This is a genomic window from Fimbriimonas sp. LA-C6 (assembly GCF_055398105.1).
In genome coordinates this window covers 12,476-26,697 of record NZ_AP038796.1, presented here as the reverse complement: position 1 = coordinate 26,697, position 14,222 = coordinate 12,476, and the positions used below count along the sequence as shown (strand labels likewise).

Genomic DNA, 14,222 nt, shown 5'->3' with positions numbered 1-14,222 from the left:
GGCTTACGTGTGCGTCTAGCTTGTTTAACAGGCGATGAGGGAGAACACACTAAGTGAAGAGGCGATCAGGCTCTTCCGGCATATGTCGGGAGAGCCTTCGACACGTTATCTGAGTGACTTCCTCATTGAGCCGATTTCGAAAGATCTTGGGCAAAGCCTCAACCTCATTTCCCTTAAAGAAGCTGTCAACGATCCCATTTTTTGTCTTAAGATCCTTTTTGGTCACTACGTGTTTGGGAAACGTGGGAAAGACCGCATTCATTACGCGCGAGCTTCGTTTCGAGCCCTGGACAGCATTATTGCCGAGGGTTCCGTCGATGCCTTTCTATCGCGTTCGACAGCGGAGGACGTTTGGTTCGCTTTCCTAAAGGAAGTGGGCCAAGAAGGTACTCGTGCAGTCGACCCTAACTTTCGAGGACCTATTCAAGGACTTGCTGAGTTAACACAGGAAGCATTTCGACTGACAGCCTCGGGGAGCATCACGGAATGGCTTGTTCGGGGAATTCGCCATAACGGCCGCATTGAAAGTGCGTTCCTCAGAATGGTTGACATTCGCGGTCTCGGGCCGAAAATCTGCTCCACTTTCCTGAGAGACATTATCTGTCTTGCTGACGTGGAAGACCAGGTGCTTAATATTGACCGACTGTATCTACAGCCGATCGATAAATGGATGCGCCTAGTCGCTCCCTATGTAGTGGATGAACTTGCAGATGCGGATGCACCAGACTGGGTTCTCGCGGGCAAGATCTCTCGCAACGCTCGCAGAGCTGGTGTCAGTGGTATCCGCTTCAACATGGGCACGAACTACGTGGGTATGCGCACCTTTGGCGGCACACTCGCTTTTAGTCACCTGATGGAGCAGATGTCGTGTGAGACCTTCTCAGACGCTGATTCGCGACCTGAAGGCCGTCTAATGTAAGCGTCGGTTCAAATTCCTCTAGCGACTCGCAAATCCCCAAAAACATACTTCCCAGGCCACCTGTTGCCACGACCTTAGCGGAACTACCTAGCTCAGACTTAATCCTGTTAGCGAGGGCATCTATTGCCCCTGCATAGCCCAGCATGATTCCAGATTGAAGTGAGTGAACCGTGTTCTTCCCAATGGCAGTATCAGGTGCGTGAAACGGGATGTTATCTACGTTCGGAAGCTTAGCGGCTCGTTTAAACAGTGCTTCGCTTGAAACAAGAATGCCGGGCAAAATAGCACCACCGACATAGCGGCCTTCCTTGTCGACGGCATCGAAGGTCGTGCCTGTGCCAAAGTCGACCACGATCAAAGGCGGTTCATATTTATCGAGCGCGCCCAGTGCATTTGCAATTCTATCTGCACCGACAGCAGTTTTCGGCTGGTAGTCCACTTCGAGGTCAACGGTTGCTCCATCACGAAGAAAAAGGAGACGAGTTCCGAAATACCTCTCGCACAGACGGTCTAGCGACTCGTTCATTCCTGGCGCGACCGAAGCACAAATAGCCTGCGAGACCTTGAATGGAATGCACTCCAGATCGAACATGATTTTCAACCATGCTGCGAGTTGGTCTTCTGTTGCCATTGGGTCGGTTGGGTGTCTCCAGATGGCGATCCAATCGTCGCCGTTAGAGACACCGAACACGGTGTGAGTATTGCCTACATCAATCGCCAAGAGCATGGGTTAAATCCACTCGGCCATGAACTCGGCCGCCTGCTTCCTTTTCAAGTGTTTGAACAATGGAATCTGCTACTTCATCACGCAGGCCATAGTCATCTGCTTCAACCATCACACGAAGCATCGGTTGTGTTCCGCTGGGACGGACGTTGAGACGGCCCCTGCCTTGAAGCATAGCTTCGGAGACGGTGAGGACTTCCTGCACGGCCTTGGACTGATTCCAAGTCGTGCGGTCTGCGACTTCGATGTTCACAAGTACCTGTGGCCAAGGTTGATAGTCATCATAGAACGATGAGCTAGAGCGCCCCTGAAGTTTCAATACTCGGAACAGCTCCAGAGCAGTCGCGATCCCATCACCAGTGGGACCGTGGCATGGGAAGATGATATGCCCACTCTGTTCTCCACCGATCATTGAACCGGTCTCTTCTATTGCTGCCGAGACGTACTTGTCCCCGACAGGAGCGCGCTCCAGTCGAATGTCTAAGCTCTCAACGTACTCTTCAAAGCCACCGTTGCTCATGATGGTTCCGACGACTACTGAGGGAGTCAATTCTCCGAGCGACTTCTTGTGGGCTGCCCAGATACCGATTGTGCGGTCTCCATTGATGAGGCGCCCTTTGTCGTCGCTAAAGACTGCTCTGTCAGCGTCGCCGTCAAACGCAACTCCTACATCGGCACCTTCTTCAAGAGTAAAGGCTTGGATCACGTGAGGCTTAGTAGCGCCCCCTTCTGCATTGATATTCATGCCATCGGGACGAACTCCCGTAACTACCACTTCCGCACCAAGCTTGATGAGAACTTCAGGGGCGATCTCATAGGCTGCGCCGTTGGATCCGTCTACGGCTATTTTGAGGCCGCTGAGCCCTTCGGGGACAATAGTGAGCAGAAAGTCAAAGTAGGCCTGCAGAGCTTCGTGATCATGGACGATTGTGCCAACGCTGTCACCTGTTCCCCGCTCTGGAACTCGCCCTTCGGCAATGTCATTCATGAGGCCTTCCCAGACCTCCTCAAGGACATCGGAAGACTTCGTTCCAAGGTCCGTGACAAACTTGATTCCGTTGTCCGGCGCTGGGTTGTGGCTGGCGCTGATGATGACTCCAAAATCAAAATCTCCCTTGCGAGCCAGAAAGGCAACAGCAGGGGTCGGAGCAACGCCCACAAGGACGACATCGACGCCGTAAGAACATAGTCCGCTGGCAAGTGCGGACTCTAACATGCTTCCACTTCGTCTGGTGTCTCGACCGATTACCACACGGCGAGATTTTCCGTTAGCTTGAATCCAAGCTCCTACCGCAAGACCTAGTTGGAGCGCGAATTCGGCGGTCAGCTTCTTGTTAGCTACGCCACGAACACCATCTGTACCGAAGTGCTTACGGCTCAAGAACCCTTCTTCGCGACTCGGACGCGAGCGGGTCGGATGACCTTATTGCCCATTTTATATGCAGCTTCGATTTCGAAAGTGACGTGGTCCTCTGGCATAGCATCGGTTTCGTCCGTCCCAAGTGCCTCGTGTACTTCGGGGTCAAAAGGATGTCCGACGGATTCAACTCGAATCACCTTTTGACTTTCAAGGGCAGCTTTCAACTGACGCTCTACGGCTTGGACGCCCTCTGCAAGTGATTCAGCAGTCCCGCCGGCTTTTGCGTGGGCCACTGTGCGTTCGAAGTTGTCAATTACCGGGATTAGGGCCTTTACAAACTCTTCGGTCGCGAATTGGCGGATCAGCGCGATCTCTTGCTGATGGCGCTTCTTCATATTCTGAAAGTCAGCAAGTGCGCGTAACACTTGGTTCTGCAACTGGTCGCGTTCATCGGTGAGTTTCTGCATCTGATCGTAAAGATCGTGCATATCCTCTTCAACCAGGTCTTCAGTCAATTCCACTGTATCGCCGTCGTTCGGTAGCCCTTCGGCGTTGTTCATCGCTTCATCAATCAACGTAGAATCCTGTCTTTCTTCTGGCACTCTGTATCCTCTTTTCCAGTTTTGGAATTGTCCTACTAGGTTACCTTTTTGAACCATTCAGGCTGTAGCAGCAGAGCTGATTGCCGGGGCATTCGACCTTGCGCGGGCACCGATCACTACCCCCAACACTAGGATGCTCATTCCCGCAAACTGTATCGGCACAAGAGTGGTGTGCATGAGCCACCAAGAGAAGAACACTGCAAGAGGAGGCACAAAGAATTGATAGATGGTTGCTGGACCGGCTCCGATCTGATAGACACCTCGATAGAAACATATGAAGGCTATAACACCAGATAGGAGGGCGATCTGTGCGAAAAGTAGCCATCCGCTGAGCGTGATGGATGCGTACTGAGTGTTAAGCATGGCGTTCCATCCATATGGGATCAGAACGAACAGCGCGCCCGGCATGGACATGGTCAGCGCCTGACTTGCGCTGTAGCGATTTAGATGCGGTCGCATTAACACGGATGAGAGCGCCCATACGACCGCAGAGCCCAGCATCAAGAGGTTCCCCAGAAGCGACCCATGTGTGCCAGCCGCTCCTCAAAGGATGACTACCGACACTCCGCAAAACCCGACGACTGCACCTACAACAGCTCCCCATAAGAACCGCTCTTGTTTGAACAGGCAAGCAAAGAGATAGGTAAAGATTGGAGCCGAACTGAGGACAATAGCGGCTTCTGCGGGTGTCGTACGCACAACCCCCTCAAGAAAGAGAACCATGTAGACCCCAAGTGCGAGAAAACCTGCAAACAGAACTTTGTACCAGTCGTCTTTTTGGTATCGGAGAGATTCCTTTTGGTAGGAGCAAATCCCAACCAAACACAAATACATCACGATAAATCGAACCAGTGAGAGCGCTGGAGCGGTCATCTCTCGGTACATGAGCTTAACCGCCACAAAGTTGAACCCCCAACTGACTACCGTTACGGTGAGAGGAAGGTTGGGCAACCGGATGCGCATGACAAAAGGTTACCGCTCAGATGTAGAATGAACGGCTCACAAAGGCCGAAACCAACAGGAACACAGGCCGTATATTTGAGGGCTACAGAAAAGAACTCTCGACGAATCGGGTCAGACCTGTTACCATCGAACAAGCGAATCGGAAGCAACTATGCAAGGAATGGATTTTGGAGCAACAAACTGGGGCGCGGCTAAGCGCTTTCGGCTGATTCTTCGCGAAAGCGGCCTCGCCAAAGAAATGGGTGGTGGCGAAGACAACTCGTCGATTGCCGTCCAGATCGTGGACAGCATTATGATGCAGGCACTCGACACAGGCACGAGTGACATTCACCTTCAGCCAGAGAGAGACCAGCTGCGTATTCGCTTCCGCCAAGACGGACAGCTGAATGAGAACGGGCAGCTCCCTCTGGAAAACGCAGTGAACGTTATCGCCCGTCTTAAGCTTGCTGCGGGCATGAGAATCGACGAAAACCGCGAACCTCAAGACGGACGCTTGGACATGGAGTACATGGGACGACGGCTTTCAGCTCGTGCTTCATGTATCCCTTGTCTGAACGGTGAGAAGTTCGTTATGCGTCTTCTCGACCCTCAGGCGATGAAGGTCGAGTTGCCTCGTTTGGGTATGCCTGAGGACGTCTTGAAGAAGTGGACCAAGGCGGTGCAGGCACCCTATGGGTTGATCCTTGTAACGGGTCCTACTGGTAGCGGAAAAACCTCCACACTGTACGCTTCCCTACACCAACTCGATGCCAAGGTTCGCAACATCGTGACGGTTGAAGACCCAATCGAGTACGAGTACGACAAGAACATCGCACAGGTTCAAGTCACGGAGAAGATGGGCTTCCCTCGTGTCATGCGAACGTTCCTTCGTCAAGACCCTGACGTCATGATGGTCGGCGAAATGCGTGACCCTGAGTCGCTTGCGATTGGTATCCAGGCTGGTCTTACTGGTCACCTTGTGCTAAGTACGCTTCACACCAACAACGCTATCGAAACAATCAGCCGAATGGTGGATATGGGCGCAGAACCCTACCTGATCGCCGGAGTCTGTGTTGGTATTCTTGCCCAGCGTCTCGTACGCTTGAACTGCTCCAAGTGCCGCGAACCTTATCGCCCCACCGAAGATGAAGTGGAGACTCTGAAGTTTACAGCGCAAGAACTAGAGACCGCGAAGTTTGCTCGCGGTAAAGGCTGCCCTGAGTGTCGAGGAACGGGCTTTAAGGGCCGAATTGGTGTGTTCGAATTAATCCTCGGTACACCTGAATTCCGAGGTGCAATTGCACGGAATGCAGACTTTGGGACCATGCTTGAAATTGCACGAAAGCAGGGCTATCGGACGATGATGGAAGACGGTAAAGCGAAGACCATGGCTGGTTGGACCACACCGGATGAAGTTATCAAGGCTGTTTACACGCAAGCCTTGGAGTAATCCTCTATGGATCATCCGGATCTTGATGATCTCTGGGATTTTGGCGACCCAGCAGGGTCCGAACAACGGTTTCGGACTCTGTTGGAGAGCGTGCCCGCTTCGGATCCTGCGCCTTACCGTATTGAGGTTCTCACTCAGCTAGCTCGATCACTTGGACTTCAACGAAGGTTTGTGGAAGGACATGAGGTTCTGGACGAGGCGGTAGAGCTCATTACAGAACCGATGAAGCGCGCCATGGTACGTTGCCTGCTTGAGCGCGGACGACTGTTCAATTCGTCGGGAGACAAAGGCAGTGCTCATACTTTGTTTACCGAGGCATGGGGACTGTCTAGGTCTATTGGAGAAGATAGTCTCGCCGTTGATGCCGCTCATATGGTGGCGATTGTAGAAGTGCCCGAAAGGCAGATGCAGTGGAACTTATCAGCTCTTGCCATAGCGGAGTCGAGCGAGGATCCTAAAGCGCAAAGGTGGCGAGGTTCACTTTACAACAACATCGGCTGGACTTACCATGCTGCTCGACAGTTTGATCGAGCCTTTTCCAGTTTCGAGAAGGCGCTCGTGTTTCGAAAGGAGCAGGGAAATCCCAGCACCATACAGGTCGCTCAATGGTGCGTTGCTCGATGCCTGAGATCTCTTAAAAGGTTCGAAGAAGCCTTAGAAATGCAGGAAGGACTTCTTGTGGAAGGGACGCCTACTCCATACGTGTGGGAGGAACTTGCTGAGTGCTATGCGGCGCTTGGTCGCTCTCAGGATGCTTCCATTTACGCAACTAAGGCCTATGAAGAGATGACTCGGGATGGCTGGCTAGATGCGGTGCCACCGGAAAGGCTAGGGCGACTCAAGGAAATATCGACCGTCACAGTTCAGTAGTTTCGCCCGAAAGATTGCAATTCTTTTGCAGTCCTGGGTGACGAATATAGGTAGTTCATGGGTAATTTCAATTCAATAATGCTTTTTTCCAGAATTCTGCTTACCGCGCTTTGCGTAACCCCTTCGGCTGTCTTCGCACAAAAGAAGCCACTTGACCATTCCGTCTACGACGGATGGAAGAGTTTACGAGCCACTTCGCTGAGCGAAGACGGAAACTGGGTTCTGTACACAATCGCACCCCAAGAAGGCGATGGCGTTACAACCGTCAGGAACGTGAAGGATGGATCGACTATTGATATCCCTCGTGGAGCCGGGCTTCGGTTCACTAAGGATTCCAAGTTTGTTGTCGGTTCGATCACTCCTCCTTTTGCTGATGTCCGAAAGGCGCGCCGAGATAAGGCCAAGCCTGAGGACATGCCGAAGAGCTCCTTATTGATTCTGAATCTTTCTACAAAAGAAAAGACGGTGATCGAAAAGGTGACGAGCGTCCAATTGGCAGAAGAAGGAAGCAGCTTCATTCTTTATAAGCCAGAACCACCAGCAGCCAAGAAAGAAGACGCGACTGCAAAGAAGAAGCCAGCGGAAAAGGAGAAAGACAAAGATAAGTCCAAGAAGAAAGCCGACCACAAGCCGGGCGACAAATACATCCTCAGGAACTTAACCACAAGCAAGGAAGAGACCCTGGAAAATGTATCTGGGAGCACTTTTAATAAGTCGGGGGACATCCTCGCGTTCTCTCTTTCCACTACGGATGGTGCGGGAGATGGGGTTGTGTACTATGACCTTAGCAAGTCTAAGAAAACGGAGGTCGCCAAGGGCTTAGGACACTACACGAAACTCGCTTTGTCTAAGAGTGGAGACTTCCTCGCGTTTGCAACCGATAAGGCAGACTACGCGGCTAAGAAGCCCGTTTCTTCCCTGTTTCTCTATCAGGCTTCTAAATCAACAACCAAGGAAGTTGGCAAAGACTCATTGAAGAAAGGATGGGTTCTTAACGATGCTTCTTCCGTGTCTTTCTCGGATAAAGAGAGCCGACTGCTATATAGCACCGCACCCAAGATTGAAGATCCAGAGGATAAGACACCTGATGACGAGAAAGTCAGTGTCGATGTTTGGAACTACCAAGACCCGAAGCTGCAGACTCAGCAGCTTCTTGAAGCTAAGTTCGAACGAGATCGAGGCTTTTTAGCGGTCTACGATATCGCAACAGGCAAGTCGGTGCAGCTTGGGACACCCGACTTACAGGACATTCAGATCAGCGATAAAGGTGAAGGCTCCATTGCGTTGTGCGAGACGAACAAGCCTTACCTGGTTGAATCTACTTGGGACCCAGGTTTCACCGATCTCTACATTGTAGACGTGAAGACTGGTGCCTCTAAGCGCGTGCTGGAGCATGCCAAGGTTCAAGTGTCTCTCAGCCCGACCGGGAAGTACATTGCCTACTTCGATGGTCTTGCTTGGCACAGCCTCAACACTTCGACGCTTGAGGAGAAGTACATCACGGCTGCCATCCCAGTGCCCGTACACAACGAACTAGACGACCATCCAGATGTGGCTCCCGCTTACGGGCTTGGTGGTTGGACCAAGGGTGAAGAACAGCTTTTGATTTATGATCGATACGACATTTGGTCAGTCGATCCTACTGGTAAGAAGAAGCCGACGCCCCTCACTCACGGACGACTCAGCAGCATCCGCTCGCGGATAGTCGACTTGGATAGAGAGGAACAGTTTGTTGACACCAGCAACCTACTTCTAGACCAGTTCAATGAAGATAACAAACAAGATGGACTGGCCTATTTGAAGAATGGGGTCTTCACAAAAATCTTCCAAGAAGATAAGCGCTTTGCAAACATCAGCAAGGCGAAGAAGGGCGACACCATGGTCTATACCCGGGAGGACTTTGTAGAGTGTCCTAATCTTTGGCTAACAGATGTGACCTTCAAAGATCCTAAGAAGATCACGGATGCAAACCCTCAGCAGAAAGATTACAACTGGGGCAAAGCAGAGCTTGTTCGCTGGACTAGCATGGACGGGATCCCGCTGCAAGGCATCCTGATCAAGCCAGAGAATTTTGACTACACGAAGAAGTATCCGATGATTGCCTACTTCTACGAGCGAGATTCGGACACGCTTCACAACTACAGGCAGCCCGCCCCGAGCGCCAGCACAATCAATCTCCCATTGTTTGCGAGCAACGGCTACTGCATCTTTATTCCGGACATTCCCTACAACGTGGGCCACCCAGGCCAGAGCGCGCTAAAGGCGATTGTGCCAGGAGTACAGAGCATCGTTAGTCGGGGCTACATCGATCCTAAGCGGCTCGGCATTCAGGGACAGAGTTGGGGCGGATATCAAGTTGCCTACCTAGTAACTGCCACAAACATGTTTGCTGCTGCAGAGGCCGGAGCACCTGTGAGCAACATGTTCAGTGCCTATGGCGGTATTCGCTACGGCAGTGGCTTAGTCAGGCAGATGCAATACGAGCACCAGCAGTCTCGCATCGGTGGAACGCCATGGAACTCCACGCTGAAGTACATCGAGAACTCGCCTGTGTTTCATGCCGATAACGTCCAGACGCCATTGATGATCATGGCGAATGATAAAGACGGGGCTGTACCGTATACGCAAGGTATTGAGTACTTCACTGCTCTACGTCGATTAGGAAAGCCTTGCTGGATGGTGGTTTACAACGACGAGGACCACAATCTTGTTCTGAGAAAGAACCGTAAGGATCTGTCGATTCGGCTAAGCCAGTTCTTTGACCACTTCCTGAAGGGCGCTCCTATGCCAGAGTGGATGGCGAAAGGTGTGCCTGCCGTGAACAAAGGCAAGAACATGGGGCTAGAGATTCCCAAGAAGTAAACAAAAAAGACCCTGCACCTTTAGGTGCAGGGTCTTTTTTGTTTCAGTATTAGCGCAGCTTTCGGACAGCAGCAGCTACATCGTTCTCGTCTGGGATGCACTCTAGCTCAAGAACTCGAGCGTATGGCATCGGCACGTTTAGGCCGCCAACGCGTCCAACTGGAGCGTCTAGGTCGTCAAAGCACTCTTCACTGATTCGTGCTGCGATCTCGGCGCCAAATCCGCCGCTCTTCCAGTCTTCGTAGACCACCACAGCTCGGTGAGTCTTTGCAACTGATGCGAAAATTGTTTCAGTATCAAGCGGGAGAAGTGAGCGAACGTCCACGACTTCGCAATCGATACCGTCTTTCTCAAGAAGCTCAGCTGCGGCCAAGTTGACCTGGGTCATTCGGCTGTAACCGATGAGGGATACGTCCTTACCTTCCTTCAGAATGTTGGCTTTACCAAACGGAATACTGAAGTTAGGATCGTCCATGACTTGACCCTTGATTGGGTAAAGACCTGGGTTCTCGTAGAAGATAACAGGGTTATCGTCTGCGATCGCAGTCTTGAACATGCCGTGGGCATCCATTGGAGTCGCTGGGCACACTACCTTAAGACCAGGAACGTGGGCATACCAGCCGTCCATAGAGTGAGAGTGCTGTGCAGAGAGCTGCTTTGCAGCGCCACCCGGGCCTCGAAGAACGATAGGGCATCGTACTTCGCCGTTGGTCATGTAGTGAACTTTAGCGGTGTGATTGATGATCTGGTCCAGAGCCAGGATCGAGAAGCTCATGGTCATGAACTCAACGATCGGCCGAAGACCAGCCATTGCAGCGCCGGTTGCGATTCCTACAAAGCCTGCTTCGGTAATTGGGGTGTCGATCACACGGCGGTGACCATACTTAGGGAACAAGCCCTTGGTTACCTTAAAGGTTCCCTCATACCGACCGATGTCTTCACCCATAAGGAAGACGTCGGCATTCTTATCCATCTCCTCGATCATGCTCTTTTGGAGAGCTTCTCGATAGGTCATTTCCAAAGTCGATGCCATGTTATTAGTGACCTTTCTCCGGGGTCATATCCGTGTAGATGTTGTCGTAGACTTCCGCGACCTCTGGGAATGGGCTAGCATCGGCTGCTTCGTAGATGCGCTCAACTTCTTCCAAGAGTTCGTTGTCGATGGCTTCCATCTTCTCCTCGTTCATGATGTTGCGCTCAAGCAAAATCTTTTCGAGGCGCTTGATTGGATCGCGCTTCATGTTCTCGGCTTCTTCTTCCTTGGTTCGATAGAGCTGGCGGTCGTTATCTGCTGCTCCGTGACCAGAGAATCGGTAGCTCATGACTTCTACCCAGAACGGCTTGCCTTCCTTTCGGACGTAATCCACAATCTGCTGGGCGGTCTTCTTCATTTCGAGGACGTCCATGCCGTCGACTCGCTCGCACTTGATGCCGTATGGCTGAGCGCGCTTCCAAAGTTCCGTATCCGCTGCGTGGTACTCCAAGCGGGTGCCCATCGCGAATTCGTTGTTCTCAACAATGTAGATGCAAGGGAGATCCCAAAGACCAGACATGTTAAGTGTCTCGTAGACCACGCCCTGGTTGGCAGCACCATCGCCTAGGAAGTTCAAGGTGACTTTGTCATCGCCACGGTAGCGTGAGGAGAAAGCGAGGCCAGCACCCAAAGGAATGTGCCCACCAACAATGCCCCAACCACCGTAGAACCCGTTCTTAGGGTCGTAGATGTGCATCGAACCACCTTTACCACCTGCAGTTCCAGCTTGGCGACCCATGATCTCAGCCATAACTGCTGTTGGATCAGTTCCAAGAAGAAGCGCGTGGGCGTGGTCTCGATACGCAGTGATGACGTAATCGTGTCCTTTACGGATTGAATTGATCCAGCCAACTGCTAGTGCTTCCATGCCGATATAGACGTGCATGTATCCGCCGGCTTTGCCTTGGCGATATGCAACGTTACACTTCTCCTCGAAGTGTCGGATGAAGAGCATTTCGCGGTAGTACTGTTCTAGCTCTGCTGGCGATTCGATGTGGGAAATTTCGGCTTGTTTAGCCACGGGTTAAGACCTCTTTTAAAATCGAAAACGGGAGAGACCCAAGTCCGGTCCGCCATTGGAGAACAGGGTTCTAACACCTGTTTATACCTCCCCGGATGGCTTTTCTACACAAGTTGTCTCTAATATGAACGTTCGCTACTTCGCCCGGTTCAAAAACTCACCTGCCCGGAAGAATGCTCGTAGCGCGGATGCTTGATCGATCAATTCGAATCGTGTTTCACCTGATTTTGGCTCAGAGTCCCACCGGTGACCATAGAATCCTTGATCATTGCGCAACTTTTCGTAAAGCGTGGTAAGGATGCCCATCACCATTTCCTTAGATACGAGTTTCGTATCGATTTGCTCACCGTAGATCATCCAAGCCTCAAGTAAGAGATGAGCGAACTTTCCTTCGTCACTCAATGTCCGCGCTGTGGGTGAGTACCACTTCTTGATGCTGGAAGACATCATCTCCGTCGCGTCATCTAGGTACACCTTATTGTGGGTGATTGTATATAGATCCACAGCTGTTCGGATCATCAGGGCTGTGTTATAGGTCCATTTATGCTTTCCTATCTTTCCGGTCAAACTGACATTGTCGAAAAACAACTTGTCGACCGGATCCTGTAGGTGGGTCTTGGTCCAGGCATAGATCTGTTTTGCCTCGTCCAAGAGATGATCGTCATGGTTAAGCCTGTAGACTGCCAGACAAGCAGCCGCTGCAGGGCCGTTTGAGCAGGTGTTTTTGCTTGTCTTTTTAGCTTCTTGCCAGTAAATGCCACCTCCCAGTTTGTTATCTTTTCCGCTTAACACAAACCGAAGCGATTGCTCTGCCCACTTCAGATATTTCGGGTCTTTAAGAACTTCGCTTGTTTCGGCTAGAGCCATCACCATCCAAGCGTTGTCATCGTAATAACGATCTACGGGCTTGGGTCCAGGTAGGACATCGTAACCAGGAACCGGCCCCTTCTCATTCCAATAGGACCGAGTTGCATCAGCGAACTCTTTGAGGAAAGGCTTAAATGGCGCGTACTGCTTGGCACCGCAATTGAGCCCGCTCAGCATTACTCCAACACCCCAATCAAAAGCGGGTTGGCGACTCTTCTTTCCGTCAATGACGACATCAGAGTACAACTTTCGGGAGGACATGTAGTAAGTCGACCGGATCTGCATCATGGTCTCAATGCCGTACACCTCAAGCGCCTTTTGATCTGGCCCTGTAAAGTTGTGCAGTCCAAACAAGAGTGAGAGCATCATTGCTTTTTCAAGGACGCATGAGAAGTGCATTTAAGATCACGAGGTTCATGTTTCTTACTCGAAGAATATGCCTCAAGTCGCGAGAGCCATAATGAGCGGCAGGCACGGTGGATCGAGTTCATGGGCAAGTTTAAGGGTAAGGCGGAGATTGGCTGGTTGTTCCTTTGGCTTGGGATCATCGGCTTTGGTGGTCCTCCAGCGCACCTCTCTCTGATGAGGCGAGAGTTTGTAGATAAACGACACTGGCTTTCCGAACAGCAGTTTTTAGATATCGTTGGGGCCACTAACCTTGTTCCTGGTCCGAACAGCACGGAAACCGCCATGCAGGTGGGAACGATACGTGGTGGAAACTGGGGACTGTTTCTCAGCGGGTTCGGATTCATTCTTCCGGCTGTGGTCTCTACTTGGTTGCTGGCTTATCTCTACGTACGCTTTGGTTCCCAGCCGTTTGTTCCCAAGGTTTTAACCAGCGCCCAACCTGCCGTAGTGGGTGTGTTAATTGCCAACAGCTACGTTCTTGGACGGAAGGCTGTGAAGACCTGGGTTGACGCCGTTCTCATAGGTAGCATGGTTACGAGTTCGCTCCTTGGGCTTCCCGAATTGCCAGTTCTGATCCTTAGCGGTGTTCTGAAGCTTCGAAGAGTTAAACCGACGCTTGTGGCGTTACCCATCTTGGTAACTCCAACCACACTTCTCCTGTTCTTTCTCCAGATCGGTTTGACCATATACGGAGGCGGCTACGTGCTAACCGCCTATCTGCACGGCGGACTGGTTGACCAGTTACACTGGCTTACAAGCCGGCAAGTACTGGACGCAGTGGCTATCGGACAGCTGACGCCCGGTCCGGTGTTTTCTACGGCTACCTTCTGTGGTTATCTCATCGGTGGCAACCTGGGCGCTTTGCTGGCCACCATTGGAATCTTTGCACCGGCATTTCTATTTGCGGGAATCCTCAAGAAGTGTGTGAGTTGGCTCCGCGCTGACCCCATGCGTGGGATGTTCCTCGATGGAGTCAACATTGGAGCCGTTGCACTGATGTTTGCCGTGGGAGTTCGTCTCATTCCCCTAGTTGTTCACGACTGGCGCTCTGTTGTGTTGCTGCTCGCATCGCTAGGAACCGCCTATTTTGGGAAGGTGAATGCAGGATTGATCGTTTTGGTCTCAGGACTCCTTGGTTTGATCCCATCGTAGAGGCCATAGTAT

13 protein-coding genes are annotated in these 14,222 nt (G+C 51.7%); 5 read left to right on the top strand and 8 right to left on the bottom strand.

Annotated features, from left to right (window positions below; genetic code table 11):
- The first annotated feature begins 34 nt into the window (after positions 1 to 34).
- On the top strand, positions 35 to 919 hold the full coding sequence (locus tag ACZ51B_RS00120) for a hypothetical protein (RefSeq protein WP_464295202.1): 885 nt from the start codon (positions 35 to 37) through the stop codon (positions 917 to 919).
- Here ACZ51B_RS00120 and ACZ51B_RS00115 read toward each other — a convergent pair.
- From ACZ51B_RS00115 to ACZ51B_RS00095, 5 genes are read right to left on the bottom strand one after another with little or no spacing between them, the layout of a single operon-like run.
- The gene (locus ACZ51B_RS00115) at positions 843 to 1,646 is read right to left on the bottom strand and encodes a type III pantothenate kinase (protein WP_464295201.1); all 804 of its coding nucleotides are present in this window, start codon (positions 1,644 to 1,646) and stop codon (positions 843 to 845) included. The genes ACZ51B_RS00120 and ACZ51B_RS00115 overlap by 77 nt on opposite strands.
- Positions 1,630 to 3,024 carry a phosphoglucosamine mutase gene (gene glmM / locus ACZ51B_RS00110; protein ID WP_464295200.1) on the bottom strand — a complete coding sequence of 465 codons (1,395 nt, stop codon included), beginning with the start codon at positions 3,022 to 3,024 and terminating at the stop codon, positions 1,630 to 1,632. The genes ACZ51B_RS00115 and glmM overlap by 17 nt, the downstream gene beginning before the upstream one ends.
- Positions 3,021 to 3,605 carry a nucleotide exchange factor GrpE gene (locus ACZ51B_RS00105; RefSeq protein WP_464295199.1) on the bottom strand — a complete coding sequence of 195 codons (585 nt, stop codon included), beginning with the start codon at positions 3,603 to 3,605 and terminating at the stop codon, positions 3,021 to 3,023. Before ACZ51B_RS00105 ends, glmM begins: the two co-directional genes overlap by 4 nt.
- Before the next feature lie 57 nt (positions 3,606 to 3,662).
- The gene (locus ACZ51B_RS00100) at positions 3,663 to 4,109 is read right to left on the bottom strand and encodes an EamA family transporter (RefSeq protein WP_464295198.1); all 447 of its coding nucleotides are present in this window, start codon (positions 4,107 to 4,109) and stop codon (positions 3,663 to 3,665) included.
- Between the two features lie 39 nt (positions 4,110 to 4,148).
- Positions 4,149 to 4,568: a DMT family transporter gene (locus ACZ51B_RS00095; RefSeq protein WP_464295197.1), complete on the bottom strand. Its 420-nt coding sequence runs from the start codon at positions 4,566 to 4,568 to the stop codon at positions 4,149 to 4,151.
- A 160-nt stretch (positions 4,569 to 4,728) separates the two neighbouring features.
- On the opposite strand from ACZ51B_RS00095, the gene ACZ51B_RS00090 reads away from it, so the two are divergent.
- The 3 genes from ACZ51B_RS00090 to ACZ51B_RS00080 all read left to right on the top strand — a co-directional run bounded on the left by ACZ51B_RS00090 (position 4,729) and on the right by ACZ51B_RS00080 (position 9,729).
- Complete coding sequence (locus ACZ51B_RS00090; protein ID WP_464295196.1) at positions 4,729 to 5,997, top strand: GspE/PulE family protein; 1,269 nt, start codon at positions 4,729 to 4,731, stop codon at positions 5,995 to 5,997.
- Positions 5,998 to 6,003: 6 nt separating this feature from the next.
- Complete coding sequence (locus ACZ51B_RS00085) at positions 6,004 to 6,867, top strand: tetratricopeptide repeat protein (RefSeq protein WP_464295195.1); 864 nt, start codon at positions 6,004 to 6,006, stop codon at positions 6,865 to 6,867.
- A 78-nt stretch (positions 6,868 to 6,945) separates the two neighbouring features.
- Positions 6,946 to 9,729 carry a S9 family peptidase gene (locus ACZ51B_RS00080; protein ID WP_464295194.1) on the top strand — a complete coding sequence of 928 codons (2,784 nt, stop codon included), beginning with the start codon at positions 6,946 to 6,948 and terminating at the stop codon, positions 9,727 to 9,729.
- Positions 9,730 to 9,778: 49 nt separating this feature from the next.
- Here ACZ51B_RS00080 and ACZ51B_RS00075 read toward each other — a convergent pair whose 3' ends face one another.
- From ACZ51B_RS00075 to ACZ51B_RS00065, 3 genes are all read right to left on the bottom strand, one after another.
- Positions 9,779 to 10,762 carry an alpha-ketoacid dehydrogenase subunit beta gene (locus tag ACZ51B_RS00075; RefSeq protein ID WP_464295193.1) on the bottom strand — a complete coding sequence of 328 codons (984 nt, stop codon included), beginning with the start codon at positions 10,760 to 10,762 and terminating at the stop codon, positions 9,779 to 9,781.
- A gap of 4 nt (positions 10,763 to 10,766) precedes the next feature.
- Positions 10,767 to 11,783: a pyruvate dehydrogenase (acetyl-transferring) E1 component subunit alpha gene (gene pdhA, locus ACZ51B_RS00070; RefSeq protein WP_464295192.1), complete on the bottom strand. Its 1,017-nt coding sequence runs from the start codon at positions 11,781 to 11,783 to the stop codon at positions 10,767 to 10,769.
- 135 nt (positions 11,784 to 11,918) lie between these two features.
- Positions 11,919 to 13,019, bottom strand: a complete 1,101-nt coding sequence (locus ACZ51B_RS00065; RefSeq protein ID WP_464295191.1) for a glycoside hydrolase family 76 protein — start codon at positions 13,017 to 13,019, stop codon at positions 11,919 to 11,921.
- 120 nt (positions 13,020 to 13,139) lie between these two features.
- Here ACZ51B_RS00065 and ACZ51B_RS00060 point away from each other — a divergent pair, with 120 nt between their 5' ends.
- Positions 13,140 to 14,210 (top strand): chromate transporter, encoded by a 1,071-nt coding sequence (locus ACZ51B_RS00060; RefSeq protein WP_464295190.1) that lies wholly within the window; start codon positions 13,140 to 13,142, stop codon positions 14,208 to 14,210.
- Positions 14,211 to 14,222 lie beyond the last annotated feature (12 nt).

What these genes read in the sequence shown, in the direction of transcription:
- ACZ51B_RS00085 (WP_464295195.1), top strand. Translation starts at nt 6,004, where the DNA reads ATGGATCATCCGGATCTTGATGATCTCTGGGATTTTGGCGACCCAGCA.
- ACZ51B_RS00090 (WP_464295196.1), top strand. Translation starts at nt 4,729, where the DNA reads ATGGATTTTGGAGCAACAAACTGGGGCGCGGCTAAGCGCTTTCGGCTG.
- ACZ51B_RS00065 (WP_464295191.1), bottom strand. Translation starts at nt 13,019, where the DNA reads ATGATGCTCTCACTCTTGTTTGGACTGCACAACTTTACAGGGCCAGAT.
- ACZ51B_RS00075 (WP_464295193.1), bottom strand. Translation starts at nt 10,762, where the DNA reads ATGGCATCGACTTTGGAAATGACCTATCGAGAAGCTCTCCAAAAGAGC.
- ACZ51B_RS00060 (WP_464295190.1), top strand. Translation starts at nt 13,140, where the DNA reads ATGGGCAAGTTTAAGGGTAAGGCGGAGATTGGCTGGTTGTTCCTTTGG.
- ACZ51B_RS00095 (WP_464295197.1), bottom strand. Translation starts at nt 4,568, where the DNA reads ATGCGCATCCGGTTGCCCAACCTTCCTCTCACCGTAACGGTAGTCAGT.
- ACZ51B_RS00115 (WP_464295201.1), bottom strand. Translation starts at nt 1,646, where the DNA reads ATGCTCTTGGCGATTGATGTAGGCAATACTCACACCGTGTTCGGTGTC.
- ACZ51B_RS00080 (WP_464295194.1), top strand. Translation starts at nt 6,946, where the DNA reads ATGCTTTTTTCCAGAATTCTGCTTACCGCGCTTTGCGTAACCCCTTCG.
- ACZ51B_RS00120 (WP_464295202.1), top strand. Translation starts at nt 35, where the DNA reads ATGAGGGAGAACACACTAAGTGAAGAGGCGATCAGGCTCTTCCGGCAT.